12 protein-coding genes and 1 pseudogene are annotated in these 17,253 nt (G+C 54.5%); 11 read left to right on the forward strand and 2 right to left on the reverse strand.

What is annotated here, in order from left to right; all coding sequences use genetic code 11:
• Positions 1 to 207: 207 nt before the first annotated feature.
• Positions 208 to 438, forward strand: coding sequence for a hypothetical protein (locus DK872_RS04970; protein WP_007373652.1), 231 nt, complete (start codon positions 208 to 210; stop codon positions 436 to 438).
• Between the two features lie 311 nt (positions 439 to 749).
• Here the strand turns inward: DK872_RS04970 and DK872_RS04975 are convergent, their stop codons facing one another.
• Positions 750 to 1,586, reverse strand: a complete 837-nt coding sequence (locus DK872_RS04975) for a MipA/OmpV family protein (protein ID WP_007373651.1) — start codon at positions 1,584 to 1,586, stop codon at positions 750 to 752.
• Positions 1,587 to 1,791: 205 nt separating this feature from the next.
• On the opposite strand from DK872_RS04975, the gene DK872_RS04980 reads away from it, so the two are divergent.
• From DK872_RS04980 to DK872_RS27475, 4 genes and pseudogenes are all read left to right on the forward strand, one after another.
• The gene (locus DK872_RS04980; RefSeq protein WP_035889758.1) at positions 1,792 to 2,469 is read left to right on the forward strand and encodes a response regulator transcription factor; all 678 of its coding nucleotides are present in this window, start codon (positions 1,792 to 1,794) and stop codon (positions 2,467 to 2,469) included.
• Complete coding sequence (locus DK872_RS04985; protein WP_090397393.1) at positions 2,469 to 3,857, forward strand: HAMP domain-containing sensor histidine kinase; 1,389 nt, start codon at positions 2,469 to 2,471, stop codon at positions 3,855 to 3,857. Before DK872_RS04980 ends, DK872_RS04985 begins: the two co-directional genes overlap by 1 nt.
• 232 nt (positions 3,858 to 4,089) lie before the next feature.
• Positions 4,090 to 4,293, forward strand: coding sequence for a hypothetical protein (locus tag DK872_RS04990; RefSeq protein WP_035889762.1), 204 nt, complete (start codon positions 4,090 to 4,092; stop codon positions 4,291 to 4,293).
• A gap of 33 nt (positions 4,294 to 4,326) precedes the next feature.
• Positions 4,327 to 4,508: pseudogene (locus DK872_RS27475) on the forward strand (integrase); the annotation flags it as partial.
• Positions 4,509 to 4,618: 110 nt separating this feature from the next.
• Here the strand turns inward: DK872_RS27475 and glgS are convergent.
• Positions 4,619 to 4,825 (reverse strand): cell surface composition regulator GlgS, encoded by a 207-nt coding sequence (gene glgS, locus DK872_RS04995; protein ID WP_072438293.1) that lies wholly within the window; start codon positions 4,823 to 4,825, stop codon positions 4,619 to 4,621.
• Positions 4,826 to 5,222: 397 nt separating this feature from the next.
• On the opposite strand from glgS, the gene DK872_RS05000 reads away from it, so the two are divergent.
• The 6 genes from DK872_RS05000 (at position 5,223) to DK872_RS05025 (ending at position 17,221) form a co-directional block, all read left to right on the forward strand.
• Positions 5,223 to 5,480 carry a YjhX family toxin gene (locus DK872_RS05000; RefSeq protein WP_007373645.1) on the forward strand — a complete coding sequence of 86 codons (258 nt, stop codon included), beginning with the start codon at positions 5,223 to 5,225 and terminating at the stop codon, positions 5,478 to 5,480.
• A 276-nt stretch (positions 5,481 to 5,756) separates the two neighbouring features.
• Complete coding sequence (locus tag DK872_RS05005) at positions 5,757 to 6,509, forward strand: efflux RND transporter periplasmic adaptor subunit (protein WP_051644072.1); 753 nt, start codon at positions 5,757 to 5,759, stop codon at positions 6,507 to 6,509.
• Positions 6,506 to 7,840 carry an HlyD family efflux transporter periplasmic adaptor subunit gene (locus tag DK872_RS05010; RefSeq protein ID WP_161518084.1) on the forward strand — a complete coding sequence of 445 codons (1,335 nt, stop codon included), beginning with the start codon at positions 6,506 to 6,508 and terminating at the stop codon, positions 7,838 to 7,840. The genes DK872_RS05005 and DK872_RS05010 overlap by 4 nt, the downstream gene beginning before the upstream one ends.
• Positions 7,837 to 9,945, forward strand: a complete 2,109-nt coding sequence (locus DK872_RS05015) for a site-2 protease family protein (RefSeq protein WP_090397400.1) — start codon at positions 7,837 to 7,839, stop codon at positions 9,943 to 9,945. The genes DK872_RS05010 and DK872_RS05015 overlap by 4 nt, the downstream gene beginning before the upstream one ends.
• A gap of 347 nt (positions 9,946 to 10,292) precedes the next feature.
• Positions 10,293 to 11,180: a phage tail protein gene (locus DK872_RS05020; RefSeq protein ID WP_007373641.1), complete on the forward strand. Its 888-nt coding sequence runs from the start codon at positions 10,293 to 10,295 to the stop codon at positions 11,178 to 11,180.
• Positions 11,181 to 11,284: 104 nt separating this feature from the next.
• A complete protein-coding gene (locus DK872_RS05025) occupies positions 11,285 to 17,221 on the forward strand; it encodes a putative Ig domain-containing protein (RefSeq protein WP_161518085.1) in 5,937 nt (1,978 codons plus the stop codon).
• The last annotated feature ends 32 nt before the right edge of the window (positions 17,222 to 17,253 follow it).

Here is a 17,253-nt window from a genome sequence, read left to right on the forward strand (position 1 = left end):
TGACCAGGTGCGCTACCCATCCGAACTTTTTGGCTCACCTCCTGATTTCCCTTCAATTTCTGTGATCTCCCGGTCCAGTTTGGCCATGGCTTGTTCTGGTTTTATTTGTCTAACTGAACGATATTTAATATTCACATAGCACAGGTACTCGCGACAGAGCATTTCTTGTTTGCCGGTGAGCACCAGAGTATTTCGTAAGGAGAGATTATGAAGCCAGTAGAAGAAGCGATTGATGATCTGCAGTCTCGTGTTTTAGCGTATGAAATAATTTTTCAGTCCATTTGCTCAGAACTGCCGCAATTGTTCATCGATAAAGCCAAAGAGAACATTCAGCTTAACTTCAAAGCATTTGAATCTGGCACACATTCTGAAGCCGGGAAAGCAAAGCTTGAAGCGGCGAAAGCAGTCGCATCCAGAATTATAGGCTCGAAGCTTTAACTCTCCTCCCACGCAGATCCTGAGGTGGAGAGGAATCAACAGTAATTTCTTCTCCGCTTTGTTTCTTCGCCGCCGCGAAGTGGAACTGTTCCGCGCACTCAGCGCGTAAGTAACGCCATTCGTCTGTTTCGGTCTCAACGCACGTAGCCGTTAACGGTTTATTGACGATCCCATCAGGAAGTAATTTTGCTTCTGAATAACGCAGGATTTCGGGCCAGGGTCAGTACCACCCCGTCATCTGAACCGGGGCGGATCGAAGGCATATTTATGAGTGAGCAACGCGCTGCCGGGAAGCACAGGTCGCACAACGTTCAGAAGCTATATGTCACCTTCAGGCTGCCAGTGGGCGAGGCTTTTCGTTGCACTATTGGGCTGTTGCGTGCATCACCAGCCAACTGCGTAAAGCCTGCGGCAGCAACCACGCTCCAGTCCTGGTTGAGCTTGTGCGTCCAGTCAACATTCATTGACCAGGCATAAATGCCCGATCCGGCATCATATCGGCTAAACCCCGATGCGGCCGACTGCGATGCACTGACCCCGTAGTAAGTCTGCATATACTTGCTGGTTCCCCAACTGCCGGTCAGCGCCAGCGTCACGGAATTTTTCGATGACTTATAGAACGGGCTGATAATACTGAAATGCAGGGCCTCACCGTTGCTTCGCTGAGAAATCGGCACCTCAGCCTGCAATTGCACATTAAGCCAGTCGGTCACCTCGTACCCCAGGCCAGGCACACCGAGAGCCGAGCCTTTGATGTCCCCCATACCTCGCAAGTCGTCGCTGCCGTCGCTGATCGCGTCGCTGTCCACGTTACGATCCTTACGGCCAGGGCGATAGCTCAGCGCAGTGCTGTAATTCAACTTGCCGATGTTGTTGCCGTAACCGATACCACGCGTGGTACTGACGAAGAAACCATTTGCCAGCGAGTAATCAAGCACCAGGGCAGTCGTGACGCGGCTTTCATCCGAACCAGAATAGCGTGGCGCAACATCCACGCCGCCTCCCAGAGTCAACTCGTTGCCCTGTTTCTGTTCTGCCGCCAGTATCGGGGTCGCCAGTAAGGCCAGGACAGCTCCCGGCAACATTTTTTTCAGCATGCGCCCCGAGAGTAAATGGGGGAACTTATGACGCGGTTCGATGTTTCTCATGAAAGAAGTCCTTGTGGATTCAAATGATTACGATACAAGCGGTTTTAAACGCCAGAACGCTCAGTTTGAATGCTCACCCTAAAGTTCTCATGAGCCCAAAATGAAGAAAGACTGAAGCAAGTACAGGGGCTGCAAACCTGATAGATTTCCTGATACCGTTTTTTTCTTCAGACGTTCTTCATTCACTGTTGATACCGTAACCATTGTGAAAATTCTCCTCATCGAAGACGACCTGGATCTCGGCAATGGCGTGCGTATTGCCCTTGCAGATCAAGGATTAGATGTCATATGGGTTCGCCGCAAAGTGGATGCACTGCATCAACTTGATGTCTGCGCGCCAGAACTGGTATTGCTCGATCTCGGGCTGCCCGACGGCGATGGCATGAGCCTGATGGCAAGCTTGCGTCAGCAGCTCAAGGGGATACCCGTCATCATCCTGACCGCACGAGGCACCCTGCAAGATCGCCTCTCCGGGCTGGATGCCGGTGCAGACGACTATCTCGTCAAACCTTTTGTTCTCGCCGAGTTGCTCGCCAGGGTGAGAGCACTTGCGCGCCGCAGTTACGGTTTTCAGAATGAGGTGATAGAAATTCGAGGGTTATCTCTTCACGTGCCGACGCGTCGCGTGACAGTGAGTGAACGTAATGTTGAGTTGACGGCAAGTGAGTACGCGCTGCTTGAAACGTTAATGTTGCGCACTGACCGCGTACTGACACGAGGGTTTCTGGAAGAAAGGATATTCGGCGCAAAAGAAAACATGAGCAATGCTCTCGATGTGCATATGGGGAATTTGCGGCGCAAAATCGGCGACGGCTATGTGCGAACGGTGAGAGGCGTAGGGTATGTCATTGATACCGTACCGATTCAGAAAGGGACAGGCTGATGCGAAATTTTTGCCGCCGCCTGAAAACCCCGACGCTTGTACGGCGAATTATGATCGCCCAGATGCTACTGCTTACGCTGCTTTGGTGTCTTTTTCTGACCTACATTTTATGGGAAAACTTGCGTAGCCCCTCTATGTTATTGGGCAACAAGACTTACGAAACCATTCTTACGTTGGTTGATCGGATGGACGATCGCCCACAGGATCTCACCGATGTGCTGGAAAAGTTCAGCAAGGCGTTGCGGGAAGGTTATGGCGGAGGCGAAGATCCGGAACTGTCGATCAGCCTCATTGTTCGGAAGAATAAAGCGATAATTTATTCATCAGATGGCGCTCCAACGGGGGTGAAAAACACCCTATACGGGAAAATTCAGAGCATTGAGAGTGAAGGCCGCACCTGGACCAGCCGTACCCTAAAATCCGGCAATTCCGACGCGGAGGTCACGCTCGTCACCCCTGCCGGCGGCTGGAACTTCTTTATTTACCTGAACTCGCGTGGATACTACATATTGCCGCTGCTGGTATGCATTCCTTTTCTTTTGTTTCCCGCGTGGCTGTCAATCCGCATTGCAATGCGCCCCTGGAACAAGGTGGTCAATGAAATTGCCTCACGAACTCCAGAAGATCTCTCTCCCTTAAAAGCAGTGCCAAAGCACAGGGAGCTTCGCCAGATGGTGGATGCTGTTAATGTTTTTCTTGCCAGAGTGCGGGAAAGCACGGAAAGGGAACGGGTTTTTATTGCCGATGCCGCTCACGAGCTGCGTACCCCCCTGGCTGCGATGAGAATCAATGTTGAGGCTTTACAGTCTTATGTTAGCCGCGATAGTCAACAGGAGTTGCTTGCAGGGATTATTCGCAGCAACAGCCGTGCGGCTCGTCTCGTCAATCAGTTGCTGCTGCTGATGCACAGCGAAGCGCGCATTGACACGGTTATGGAGCCTGTGCCGCTGACCACACTGATACAAGAGCGAATGGCGATGCAGGCACCGCTGGCTGCCGAGCGCGGGATTGAGCTTGAATTCTACTCGCATGATGAGATCTGGGTGACAGGCGTCCGAGAACGCCTGATGTCGCTGCTCGACAACGTCATTGAAAATGCCGTCAAGTACAGTCCTGAGGGCGGCCGGGTTGAGGTAGAGGTACGATCATTAGATGAATCCACGCAGCTACGTGTCTCCGATGCCGGGCCCGGCATTCCCGTTGAATTGAGAGAGCGCGTGTTCGATAGATTTTTTCGCGATCCCAATCAGATGCAAAGCGGGAGTGGATTAGGGCTTGCAATAGTCAAAGCGGTTGCGCAGCTACACAACAGCAGCGTGTACCTAAGTACGTCTGCAGAAGGTGGCCTCATGGTTACTGTTGACTTCCCAAACCGCAGGCCAGCCTGAAGAAAACACCATGTTGTCTATGCAATAACATGCCCCAATTCGGTTGTTCCAAATCCCTTCAATATTGTTCCAGGGTGGTTCCATATATAAATCATATAACCCAGTTAATACATAAAGTTACTGCCTAAAAACATATATAGAACAACCGGAACAACAGGAACGGCCTGGTAACCTCGCAGCTTAAGGAGTAATAGTCAGATAAGTTGAATTCCCTTAGCTTTGAGGTGGGCTTATGCAGACTAACAAGCGTGATTCCGATGAGATGGCGAAGGCTATCGGCTACGTCGTGATGGAGTTAGCAAGGACAGGATGCGCTATCACGGAAGACACAATCAATGCGCGTCTGGACAGCGTGCTGCACAAAAATGCCAGCGTTGCGAACGAAAGTGTTGAGCTACCAAAGCCGCTCAGGTTTAACGAGTCATTGTGCGGGTAGGTTGCCCCTGAAGGCAGCTAATCAAACCACGTTATTGGCGTAGCGTTCAATGATACGGCCAATCATCATAAATGGGGGGCGTGCATACAAAAGCCCGGCACCGTCCTGCAGATACGTTAACACCTGTTATCACGAAAATGAGAGTTGATGGCCTGAGGCACAGATGGGCCAGCTGGCTTATTCAGTCAGGAGTGCCCTTGCCTCTCCTGCAGGAAACAAGAGCATGATACGTTGATTTTGCTGGCTGAGTCCGAAATGGGAATAGACCGCAAGACCCCCCGAAGCCAGAAAACGCAACGGGCCGCCAGGCCCGTTGTGGTGATTACTATTGCAGTTCCTTCACTCTGGCGCGCTGCGCCTGTTGGCAATAATGGTTGTAATGTTCCAGGAACCACTGTTTCTGCTCTTCGGTCATATTGCCGGTCACGGCATCAATATCAACTGGCTGGCCCATGGCATACATACGGGCAAAACTGCGTGCCAGAAAATCAAAATTCCTCACTGCGTTCAGGTCTTGTTTTTTCATTCGCATACTCCTTCAGTCCGCGGACGTGCTGTGTAAGGCCATATGCTTCTCTGTCTTAAGTATTGTCTTATGAAATGGACATTTCATAAGCAATGCGTGCCTTCGCGATGACCCGATTGTCCATAACGTCACCGTGCGCACAGAGTGAAAAAAAACCCTCGCTGAGTATCCACACAGATCACACTCCTTAAGCAAAATTATTTCCCTGCGTATGCCGCGTGTTAATATTGATGAGATAAATCTTTCTTACCGAATACCGAGGCTTCGATGCTGGAGAATGCAACCATCTGATAATCAGCTTTCCGACCTTTGCGGCCGGGCTGGTTATCACTGCGCTAAACACTCACGCTAACCCCCAGGGTGTTGGCAGGTTTTGCACAAGATGATTACAGGCATTTTCAGCATGAATATTTCCCGTCAGGAACAACGTACCCTGCATGTCCTTGCTAAAGGCGGGCGTATCGTTCATACCCGCGATACGTCCGGTCGCGTCACCGCCGTTGAGTGTTATACCCGTGAAGGGCTATTGCTCAGCGACTGCACGCTCGCCGTCTTTAAGAAACTGAGAAGCAAAAAACTGATCCGCTCGGTAAAGGGTCAGCCCTATCGCATTAACCGTACCGGTCTCAGCAATGTCCGCGCACAGCTGGACAACCAATAATTTATGTTAAGCAATCCCCACCCGCTGGTGGGGATTGCTGCCGGCAGGTTATCCATTTCAACGTTGTGGGGATCTTCCCCCTATAGATTCTTATAGCCTGCCGAGTTTTTCCTTGCCTGCTATACTTCGACACACTAAATTACAAAGAATTAACAGTACGTTACATTTAGCTTCGTTGCATAAACCCCTTATTAACAAGGGGTTATACAGGAAAGGCCGATAAGCGTGATGAAAGTGAATATGTCGATTTATCGCTGTACCCTGGGGCTGTTTTTAATGAGCTCACTGTTTCACATGACCCTGGCCCTGGCTGCCGATCCGCTTCTGACCTCCCCTTCTGCTGGCGACACCGCGCAAACGCATACCGATAATCAGGCACGCGGCATTCTGGTGGCAGTCGATCAAGCGACCCTCTCCAGCGAACTGGCTGGCCGCATTGTGGAGATGCCATTCAGAGAGGGCGAAGCGTTCAAAAAAGGGGATATCCTCGTGCGCTTCGATTGCAGTATTTACCAGGCACAGCTTGCCGCATCGCAGGCGGCGGCCAGAGCAGCCGAAGCTGAACTCAGCCAGAACCAACAGCTGGCGCAACTCAAGTCTGTCGGCAAGCACGCCGTGGCGCTCTCCGCCGCTCATTTAGCCCAGGCACAGGCCGAAAGCCAGGTGTATCAGATTCAGGTCAATCGCTGTCGTATCACCGCGCCGTTTGATGGCCAGGTCGTGAAACGTCGCACGCAAACCTTCGAGAGTGTTGCCCAGGGCACGCCGCTGCTGGATGTGGTGAACAATCGCCACCTCGAAATTAACTTGCTGGTCTCTTCCCGCCTGTTGTCGGCGCTCAAACCCGGATTGACCTTTACCTTTACGCCGGATGAAACCGGTAAACCATTGCAGGCCAGCATCGCACGGCTCGGCGCGCGTATTGATGAAAGCAGCCAGACCATCGGCCTGATCGGTACGCTGGTCAATGCCGACGCCAGCCTGATGGCGGGCATGAGCGGCACGGCGCAGTTCCCGGAGGCGAAGTGAGTACTTCCCCCACGCCGGCTACAGCCAGTGCGACCGTCTTTGCCCGTTTTCTTGATATCGAACAGCAGGCCAGGGCCGCTGCCAGCAGCGAAGAGCTGGCGTACTGCATCGTCAACGACAGCCAGCCGCTGTTCGGCTATCGTCACGCCGCACTCGTTATTAACGGTCGGGTGCGCGCGGTAACGGGTGTCACTCAACCCGCTCCCCACGCGCCGTTTGTGGCGTTTATCGAACGTGCCTGCGCCCGTTTGCAGGCAGTTGAGGGCAAACCACTCAACCAGTGCGGCGTCATTGAAGCGGTGCAACTCGACGAACAAAGCCGCAGCGACTGGCTGACCCTCTCCGCCCCCGAAGCCCTGTGGTCACCGCTTAAAGACCGCCAGGGAGAAGGGTTTGGCGGCATCTGGTACGCGCGCGAACAACCGTGGCAAAACGCCGACCGGGTGCTGGCCGAACAGCTTGCTGGCGCATTCAGCCACGCATGGCTGGCGCTGGAGCCGCAAACCAACCGCTGGCATCACCGTAAAGGGCGCTGGAAGATCGCTATCCCTTTGCTGGTATTGCTCGCCTGCCTGTTTATTCCGGTGCGCCAGTCCGTGCTGGCTCCCGCCGAAGTGGTCCCCCACCTGGGGCGTGTGGTCGCCGCACCGCTGGACGGCGTGATCCAGTCTTTTGCCGTGCAGCCAAACCAGAGCGTACATCAGGGTGATGTACTGGTCCGCTTCGACGACACCACGCTAAAAGCGCAGGCCGACGTCGCCGAGCGGTCGCTGAATGTTGCCGAAGCGGAATTTCGCGCCAGCTCGCAGCGCGCCTTTCAGGATGCAGATTCCAAAGCGAAACTTGATTTCCTGGCCGCACAGGTGGCGCAAAAACGGGCCGAGCGCGATTACGCCAGCGCCCTGTTAAGTCGCACTGAAATTCGCGCCGACCGGGATGGTATTGCCGTGTTTGCCGACGCCGACCGCTGGATTGGCAAACCGGTGCGCACCGGCGAGCGCTTAATGGAGCTTGCCGACCCGGCGCTGGCCGCGTTACGCATCGAGCTGGATGTGGGGGATGCCATTCAATTAAAACAGGATGCGCCCATCACACTGTTCCTCGACAGTGACCCCATCACCCCGTATGCGGCAAAGCTTGAGCGCATCGCCTATGAGTCCGAGCAGACCCCGACAGGCAATCTGGCGTACCGGCTTGATGGCCGCTTTAGCGATGCCCCGCCGCGTATTGGCCTGCGCGGAACCGCCAAACTGTCCGGCGAATATGTACCGCTGGCGGTCTATCTGTTCCGTCGCCCGCTCTCCGTGATCCGCCAGGCTGTCGGCCTATGAACCCGCTCTTACCCGCGCTGCGCCCCGACCTCCAGCTGGCAGAATCGGCTGCGGGTATTAACGGTGCGCCGCAATGGGTACTGGCGGACCCGCTTACCGGTCGCTATTTCACGCTGACGCCCACGGCTATCCGCCTGCTGCGCCACTGGTCCCTGCGTCTGCCACAACAGGTCCTTGCTGCAGCCAACCAGGAGCCGGGCCTGCCCCTACAGGTCAAAGAGCTGGAGCAGTTGCTGCAGTTTTTACGCCAGCACGATCTGGTGACCTCGGGCGATGCCGAACAGCGTCAGCGTTACCTCAGCAAAGCCCGCGCCATGCGCACCAGCCTGTGGAAGAAAGTGCTGCACCAGTATCTTTTTTTCCGTATCCCGCTCTGGCGGCCCGATCCGCTGCTCAACCGTTGCTGGCCCTGGCTTAAGCGCTACGGAACAGCAATATTGCTGGGGGTGTTCCCGCTGATTCTGGTGCTGGGGCTCTATCTGGTCAGCCGTGACTGGGTGCGTTACACCCATGCGTTCCCTCACCTGTTCAGTCTGCAAGGGATGGCTGTATTCGGGATGTCGCTGGTGATCGCCAAATTCATACATGAACTTGGCCATGCGTTTATGGCTAAGCGCGCGGGCTGCCGGGTGCAGAGCATGGGGGTGGCCTTTATTGTGCTGTTCCCGCTGTTCTATACCGACGTGAGCGATGCGTGGAAACTCAAGAATCGTCGATCGCGTTTGCTGATTGGCGCAGGCGGTATTCTGGCCGAGGTGCTGCTGGCGGTTTTCGCGCTGCTGGTATGGACGCTGCTGCCGGACGGTCCTCTGCGTACGGCAGCATTTATGCTCTCCAGCGCCACCTGGATAACGACGCTGGTGGTTAACCTTAACCCGCTAATGCGCTTTGATGGTTATTTCTTGCTGAGCGATTTCTGGCGGGTGGAAAACCTGCAGGAACGCGCGTATGCCCTGTGCCGCTGGCGGCTGCGCGAGGCGTTATTTGGTTATGGTCATCCGGCACCGCATACCTGGTCGCCGTCGATGCAACGCAAGCTGTTGATATGGGGTTACGCCTCATGGATATGGCGCTTTTTCCTTTTTTTCGGCATTGCACTGATGGTGTACCACTTTTTCATTAAGGTGGTTGGTATTGCTTTGATGTCGGTAGAAATTGGCTGGTTTATCGCGCTTCCGGTGGTGAAGGAGGCCCGTATCTGGTGGTCCATGCGTAAGAATGCTCATCCCGTTAAGCTGTTGCGTTCAGGGCTGATTCTGGCGGCGGTATTAGTGCCGCTGCTGTTTCCCTGGCGCGGCAGCATCCGTATTCCTGCTGTGCTGGAAGCAGAAAACGTCAGCGCGCTGTATGCCCCTATTCCTGCGCAGGTCAAAGCGCTCTACGTCACTGACGGCCAGCAGGTGCAAGCCGGTGAGAAACTGCTGGATCTCACCTCGTCTGATTTGGACTACCGCATCAATATAGAGCGTCAGCAAATTGCTATTTTGCAACAGCAGCGGCAGCGGGGTGCCGGACGTCAGGAAACCGCCAGCGAAACCCAGGTGCTTGACCGACAACTGGCGGAATCTTTGGCCCGCTATCGGGGATTGGATGCGCAACGCCAGCGCTTGTCTCTCATCGCACCTCAGGCAGGCCAAGTGAGAGATGTGGCACGAGATATGACGGAAGGCCGTTGGCTGACCCCGGATATGCCATTGCTCCGTGTGGTTGGGCAGGGTATCGGAAAAGTGCAGGGATATTTACCCGACGATACGCTAAAACGCGCGAAAGTGGGGATGCAAGGCTATTTTATCGCCGATGATCCCGCGTATCCCCGCCTTGTCGTACAACTGAAAGATATTGCGCCTACCGGTACCGCCTGGTTACAGCAAGAGATGCTGGCGTCCGATCGCCACGGCCCGATCGCCGTGCGTCGCGACAGGGATCATAATCCTCAACCCATCCAGGCGCAGTACAGTGTGCGTTTCGCGCTGCAGGAGGGGCAATTCTCGCCGCCGCAACAGCCGTTACGGGGCAGCGTAATACTGGAAGGGGAAACGGAATCTATTCTCGGCGCGTTATGGCGACGAATTGCCGCGTTGGGTATTCGGGAAAGCGGATTTTGACAAGATTACACGGATATATTTTACGAAATATATCGCATTCACGTTTGCCATAAAAAACCAATAGTTGTTATCTCAGAAGTCAGTGAAGGAACAAAACCCTATCCGCTTGATAATAAATAAAAATTAAAATATTGCTTTATTTCAAGTTATTTCATTTGAATTATGTGCGTAAGTTAATGTTTTTTTATGTATGTTAATTTTACTGACTGAGCTATATTCCTGATGAGTCATACACGTTTTTTGCTCCCCATCGTTATCTTATTATTTTGTTCCATCCCAAATTATAAGGTTGGTTATTAATAACATTTGATCTTAATAAATCAGCTATTCCTCCAGGAGGGATCTGTATGAGATATATTCAGCGTTTATTTGTTAAATCAGCCATCACTACCGCTATCGCTGCCAGTATTCTTTTACCCCAAAGTGCAGCGGCCTGTAACAGCGAATCCTACATTGGTACTGTGTGTTCTTTTGCCATGTCTTTTTGTCCTCGCGGTTGGCTTCCGGCTAACGGCCAGACTGTCCCTATTAATACTAATCAGGCGTTGTACTCTCTGCTGGGGGTCCGGTTTGGTGGCGATGGTAGAACCAACTTTGGGCTACCCGATCTGCAAGGCCGTGCTGTCGTCGGGACCGGTTCAGGGGCTGGCCTGGCAACCGTTAATCTTGGGCAGAAAATCGGCGATCCAGCGGTCAATGTCGTGGTGCCGTTGCCTTTACATAACCATGCGGCAACGTTTAGCCCAACGACCGGGAGTACTGTGGTAACCGTGCCGGAAAAAACCGGAAGCGGGTTAACGGTAAGCGGCCAGACCATCACGAATACCCTTAATCTGACGGCAGCGACTTCCGGTTTGCTGAAGATTGCAGGTGGGTCTGCTGTTGCTGGTAGCGCGTCATTACCCACCAATGGCGCGATACTGGCTAAACCCGCGCTTGGTGCACCGAATATTTATAATCCAACCGCGACTGCCGATACTACGCTAGGGCCCAGTCAGACGTTAACCGGCCCGGTCAGCGGCACTATTGATTCGTCGATTTCCAATGGGACGGTTACCGGGACGCCAACAATTCCCTCGTTCACGGTCACCGTACCGACAGTGACAGGCGGTTCGGTTGCGGTTGGTACGGCGGGGACGTCGGCGCAACCGGTCGTTCGAGTGGCAACCCAGTCTCCTTCGCAGGGACTGACTGTGTGCATTATGGCCGAAGGTTTATACCCCGACAGGCCTTAGTGGTTAGCGTTTACAAGATAATAATCTGAAAAAACAGGCCAGTTCGGCATAACGCAGGCTGGTCTGCGTTGTAAATAAATCTACTCCTGAAAGGTATCCTTATTATGTTGTGGCGTCATTGGCTGAGCAAAAAAAGTCGTCAGGTTCCGCAAGGTGCTGCATGTCATGAGCAGGTACCTTTGGGCGTTATGCTGGAAGCGCGTATGTTGTTTGATGGTGCGGTCGCCGCCACGGTTGAGACTGCTGTCACTCAAAATACAGCGACACAGACAGCCGCGTCGACGGACAGCGGCCAGTCTGGCCAAAGTACCACCGATACAACCAGCCACAATACCGATGCAACGAGCAATGTTGATACAACCGCCCACAATACTGATACCCAGAATTCGAAGACCGTAGCAGACAGTAGCGTTGCGGTTGCGACCGGCAGTGCCACGCATAAAGAAGTGGTGTTTATTGACACCGCAGTGGCAGATTACCAGCAACTGGCCCGCGGCGTGAAAGACGGGGTTGAGGTGGTGCTGCTGGATGCCGACAAAGATGGGTTAAGCCAGATAATGCAATGGGCGCAAACCCACACGGGTTACGACGCCATCCATATCATCAGCAATGGTGGCGAAGGCCGACTGACGCTTGGGGGCGTCACATTGACCGACAGTATGCTCGCTACGAGAAGTACTGATCTGACCACTATCGGCCAGTCGCTGACTGAGTCCGGCGATATCCTGCTTTATGGCTGTAATGTGGCGCAAGGAACACAAGGGCAGACTTTTATTAGCAACCTGGCAGCGCTCACCGGAGCTGATGTGGCTGCGTCCACTGACCTGACCGGGTCGACAGCGTTAAAAGGCGACTGGATGCTGGAATCGCAAGTCGGTCAGATCACTACTGACATTGCGATAACCGCCGCCACACAGAGGGATTATACCCACGTGCTGGATACCTTTACGTTTGAGACAGGTACTGGCGGCGGTGGCGGCAATAACCAGACCTGGCAGGAAGGGGGGTATACCCTACATTTCGATTTTGTCGGAAACGTACTCTCTGGGCTAAACAGTGACGGCAATAGCCTGATCTATGACGTGCAAACGGATGGTTCCAGTTCGTCAAATTCGCTGACCTTCACCATCAGCATTCCCGGCTATGTTTTTGATTTATCTTCACTGGACTTATTGAATGCCGATGGCACCGGCAACATGAATTACACGATTTCATCCAGTAAATCGACCAGTGGGGACAATCAGAGTGGAGTACTGCCATTCCCCGGGAGCGTGTCTTATACCACTATCAGCGGCTTTAACGGCAATTTTGTCGGCGTTTCTTCCATTACCATTACGACATCCGGTACCAATGAGTACTATCTGGATAACCTGGTATTGAACAATATTCATGCCGCCTCTTCGGTAGATGCGACATCGACCGTAACCGCTGGGCCATCTGGCGAAGCAACGACATTTTCCACTACCGCGACGTCAGCGGCCAGCGCTACCTCGCTGCTGGACTTTACCCTTACTGACCTCGGCACGTCTGATGGTTCGACCACCAATGTCAGCCAATTCTACGCTAACGTCAGTGGTACGGCGACATCATCAGAATTGAGCAAGATGACGTTCCTGCTCAGTGGCCCGGATGCCACTAACGTCGTCGGCACATACGACAGCAGCACCGGCAGAATCACGTTTTCCAGCTTAAACCTGTCGGTTGCGGATAACAGCAGTGAAACTTACACCATCAAGGCGTATTACAACGACAATACCAGCAGTAACGACATCACCGATCACCACACGGTAATATTGTCGGTAAATGCCAGCAATTTCACCACGGTCTCCGGCGGTTCAACGTTCGCCAGTAGTCAGGCCAACGTGAACAACGGCAGTGGTGCCAGCATTGATGTGGCAGCAACCAAACTCATTTATAGCCAATCGCCGTCCACCTCAGTGGTCAGTGGCATTAACTTCACCACCCAGCCGGTGGTGATTGCCGTTGACGATCGCGGCAATATCGATACTGATTTTAACGGTTCAGTGACATTAAGCGAAAATGGTAGCGGCTCGCTGACGGGCACCACTCAGGCGACCGCCTCAAACGGTATTGCTACCTTTAGCGGTGTGAAGTACACCTCGGCCAGTGATGGTGATGCTAACTTCGTACTGACGGCGGCGGCCGGTAGCCTGGTCAGCGCCACATCTGCATCGCTCAATCCGGATGTGGTGGCGACGCGACTGTTTTTTTCCACCCAGCCCGTTCCCACGGCGATTCAGAATGGACAAAGTGCCATTTTTACCACTGTGCCGGTAGTACAGGCGGTCGATGCGAATGGCATGGTGGATCAGGACTACACCACCAATATCGTGCTCTCAGTGACTGACCCTAACGACAGCGTCGTCGATGGTACGGTCAATAGCCTGGCGGTCACCTCCGGGGATAATGATGCCAGCGCTACGACGGTAACATTAACGCCGTCTGGCGGTATCGCCACCTACACCGGGCTTATCATACAGTACACCAACAGCGGTAGTATCAATACGCTGGCACTGCGCGCCACGTCAGGTAGCCTGACGGCGGTCAACAGTTCGTCGATAACCTCAACCACCAACACCGCCCCCGTCTTCAGCAACCTCAATGGCGGCGCGACCTTTACTGAAAAAGGCAGTGCAGTGGTGATGGACAGCGATGTCACTGTTGCCGATACCGAGCTGGATATTCAGGGCAACTATAACGGAGCCTCTGTTTCAATCGCCCGTAACGGCGGGGCGAACAGTGTCGATACCTTCGGCAATAGCGGACTGTTGGGGGCACTGACTCAAGGGCAAAACTTCACCTATAACGGTACGACGGTGGGCAGTGTCACGGCGAATTCCTCAGGCACGCTGACGCTGACGTTCAATAGCAATGCAACGGCGGCGATAGTGAATGCGGTGCTGCAATCCCTGACCTATGCCAACAGTTCTGACGATCCACCGTCCAGCGTGACGCTTAACTGGACCTTTAATGACGGTTCGCTCAACAGTAGCGGCACCAATCAGGCGGTGCTGAGTATCACGCCGGTCAACGACGCACCGGTCATCAGCAATACGTCGGTCAGCAAGACTTTCAATGAGGATAGCGCCCAGACCTTTAGCGTTGCCGATTTTGGTTTCAGTGATGTGGACAGTAGCGACACCCTGCAATCCATCACTATCGTCACAGCACCAACCGCGGGTGAGCTGTTTATTGACGCGAACAACGACGGTGTACGTGGCGGCGGCGATACATTACTGGGCAATGGTTCGGTGGTCAGCGCGGCTGATATCAGCAAACTGACCTTCCGCCCGACCGCAAATGCCAACGGTGCGGGTTATGCCTCCTTTACCTGGCAGGTCAGCGATGGCACGGCGTTGTCCAGCAATACCGGAACAATGACCCTTAACGTAACGCCAGTTAACGATGCGCCGATCATCAGCAATACGTCAGTCAGTAAAACCATCAATGAGGATAGCGCCCAGACCTTTAGCGCCGCAGATTTTGGTTTCAGCGATGTGGACAACGGCGACACCCTGCAATCCATCACTATCGTCACAGCACCAACCGCGGGTGAGCTGTTTATTGACGCGAACAACGACGGTGTACGTGGCGGTGGCGATACATTACTGGGCAATGGTTCGGTGGTCAGCGCGGCTGATATCAGCAAACTGACCTTCCGCCCGACCGCGAACGCCAACGGCACGGGTTATGCCTCCTTTACCTGGCAGGTCAGCGATGGCACGGCGTTGTCCGCTAATACAGGAACGATGACCCTTAACGTAACGCCGGTTAACGATGCGCCAACGTTATCCAGCGGTGCGACGGTCACTCTGACATCCACAACGGAAGATGTAACATCGTCTGCCACCACAGTATCGTCATTGCTCAACAGTGCGGGTTATGGGGATGTCGACAGCGGAGCGTCCAGCGGCATTGCGATTACGGCGACAGTAGGGAACGGTGGCTGGCAGTATTCCACCGATAGCGGAGCTAACTGGTTCAATATCGGCACGGTATCCAGTTCAGCAGCCCTGCTGCTCGGGTCAACGGCACAGTTGCGTTATGTACCGGACAGCGCCAATGGTGAAACCGCAACCCTGAGTTTCAGCGCGTGGGATCAGACCAGTGGTACGGCGACGGCAGGTAGCAGCAAAGGTCTTGCGGATACCTCGACCTCTGGCGGCAGCAGTGCGTTCTCCGCCAATAGTGCACAGGCGTCGTTGATGGTAACCAGCGTGAATGATGCCCCTACCATGGGAAGCACGGTCAGTCCCCAAAGCGCCACCAAAGATATAGCGTTCAGCTTCGCCGTGCCTGCCGGTACTTTTGTCGATGTGGATAGCGGTGATACGTTGACGCTGAGTGCGACACTGTCAGATGGCTCGGCACTGCCGGGCTGGCTGAGCTTTAATCCTTCGACCCGTACCTTCTCTGGCACCCCGGGCTACAGTGATGTCGGCAACCTGACGATTCGTATAACCGCGACTGACGACAGTAATGCCTCGGTCAGCACCACCTTTGGGCTGACGGTGAATAACAGTAATCTCCCGCCCGTGGTGTCCATCCCGGTGGCCGAACAGTCCATCGCACAAAATGGCAGCTTTAACTTCACTGTTCCTGCGGGAACCTTTACCGACCCGGATATCGGCGACACACTGACCCTGAGCGCGACGCTGGCCGATGGCTCGGCACTGCCCGCCTGGCTGAGCTTCGAGCCGGCCACAAGAACCTTCTCCGGTACGCCGGGTAATGGCGACGTGGGCAATCTGACCATTCGGGTGACGGCAACCGATGGCAGCAATGCGTCGGTCAGCACCACTTTCGGGCTGGTCGTCACCAACGTGAACGATGCGCCGGTTATCGGCGCGACGATTGCGCCGCAGAGCATTGCGCAGGACGGCAGTCTGAGTTTTACCGTACCTGCGGGCACCTTTGTCGACCCGGACGGTGACCCGCTGACCCTGAGCGCCACCCTGGCAAATGGCAACCCGCTGCCTGCGTGGCTGCACTTCGATCCCGCGACAGGCTCGTTTTCCGGCACGCCGGGGAATGCGGATGTCGGCAACCTGAATATTCGTATCACCGCCAGCGATGGCAGCGCCTCGGTCAGCACCAGTTTTAGCCTGATGGTCACCAATGTGAACGATGCCCCGGTGCTCAGTACGCCGATCCCGCCGCAGAGCGTGGCGCAAGACGGCAGCTTTAACCTCACCGTCCCGGCTGGCACCTTTGTCGATCCGGATGGCGACACCTTAACTCTGAGCGCGACGCAGGCGGACGGTTCCGCACTGCCTGCCTGGTTGCGCTTCGATCCCGCGAAAGGCTCGTTTTCTGGCACACCGGGCAACGCCGATATCGGTAGTCTGGTCATTCGGGTTACCGCGACCGATGCCGGGAACACGTCAATCAGCACCACCTTTAGCCTGACGGTTACCCGCGCAGGCATTACCAGCGGCGATCCGCAGTTCCGTATTTCAGATGGTACGAACGGACCACGTCCGGTGGACAGCCAAACACCCACTATCCAGCCTCAGGAGGCTGCCGCACCGCCGCTCAACATATTGATTACCCCCGCCTCTCTCGGCAGCTTTAATGCCGGACGCACCGCCGGGAGCGGTTCGATGATGGCCTCCATCTTCGGTGCCAGCAGCGATGGGGCAAGCGGGAGAGATGCGACGAAGAGCGAAGTGGCGAATGTCTTCGGGCCCGGTTCATCGTTCGGCAGCCATTTTGAGAGTTCGCTGGGCTCATTCCCCAGCTTTAACAAAGATCCGGCGCTGGGTGGCAGCTCGTCGCTGGCCAGCGTTTTCTCCGGCATTTATCTGCCTTCACTGACTCCGATGGAAGTGTTTACTGGCGGTAGCTGGAAAGATATCAACCTGCATGCACAGGGAGTGACAGAACAGGGGCAAGAACAGGCGACAGCCGCGTTTATCCCATCGTTCCACCGGCAATTACAACACATTGGCGATGCTGAAGGACAACGTCTGTCAGCCATTGAACAGGCGTTGTACGACCTGGGCCAGCAGCAGGGCTAATAACTACAAGACTACAGTAAAAGGCGTTAATT

The organism is Kosakonia sp. MH5 (genome assembly GCF_009935945.1).
Classification (GTDB): Bacteria; Pseudomonadota; Gammaproteobacteria; order Enterobacterales; family Enterobacteriaceae; genus Kosakonia; species Kosakonia radicincitans.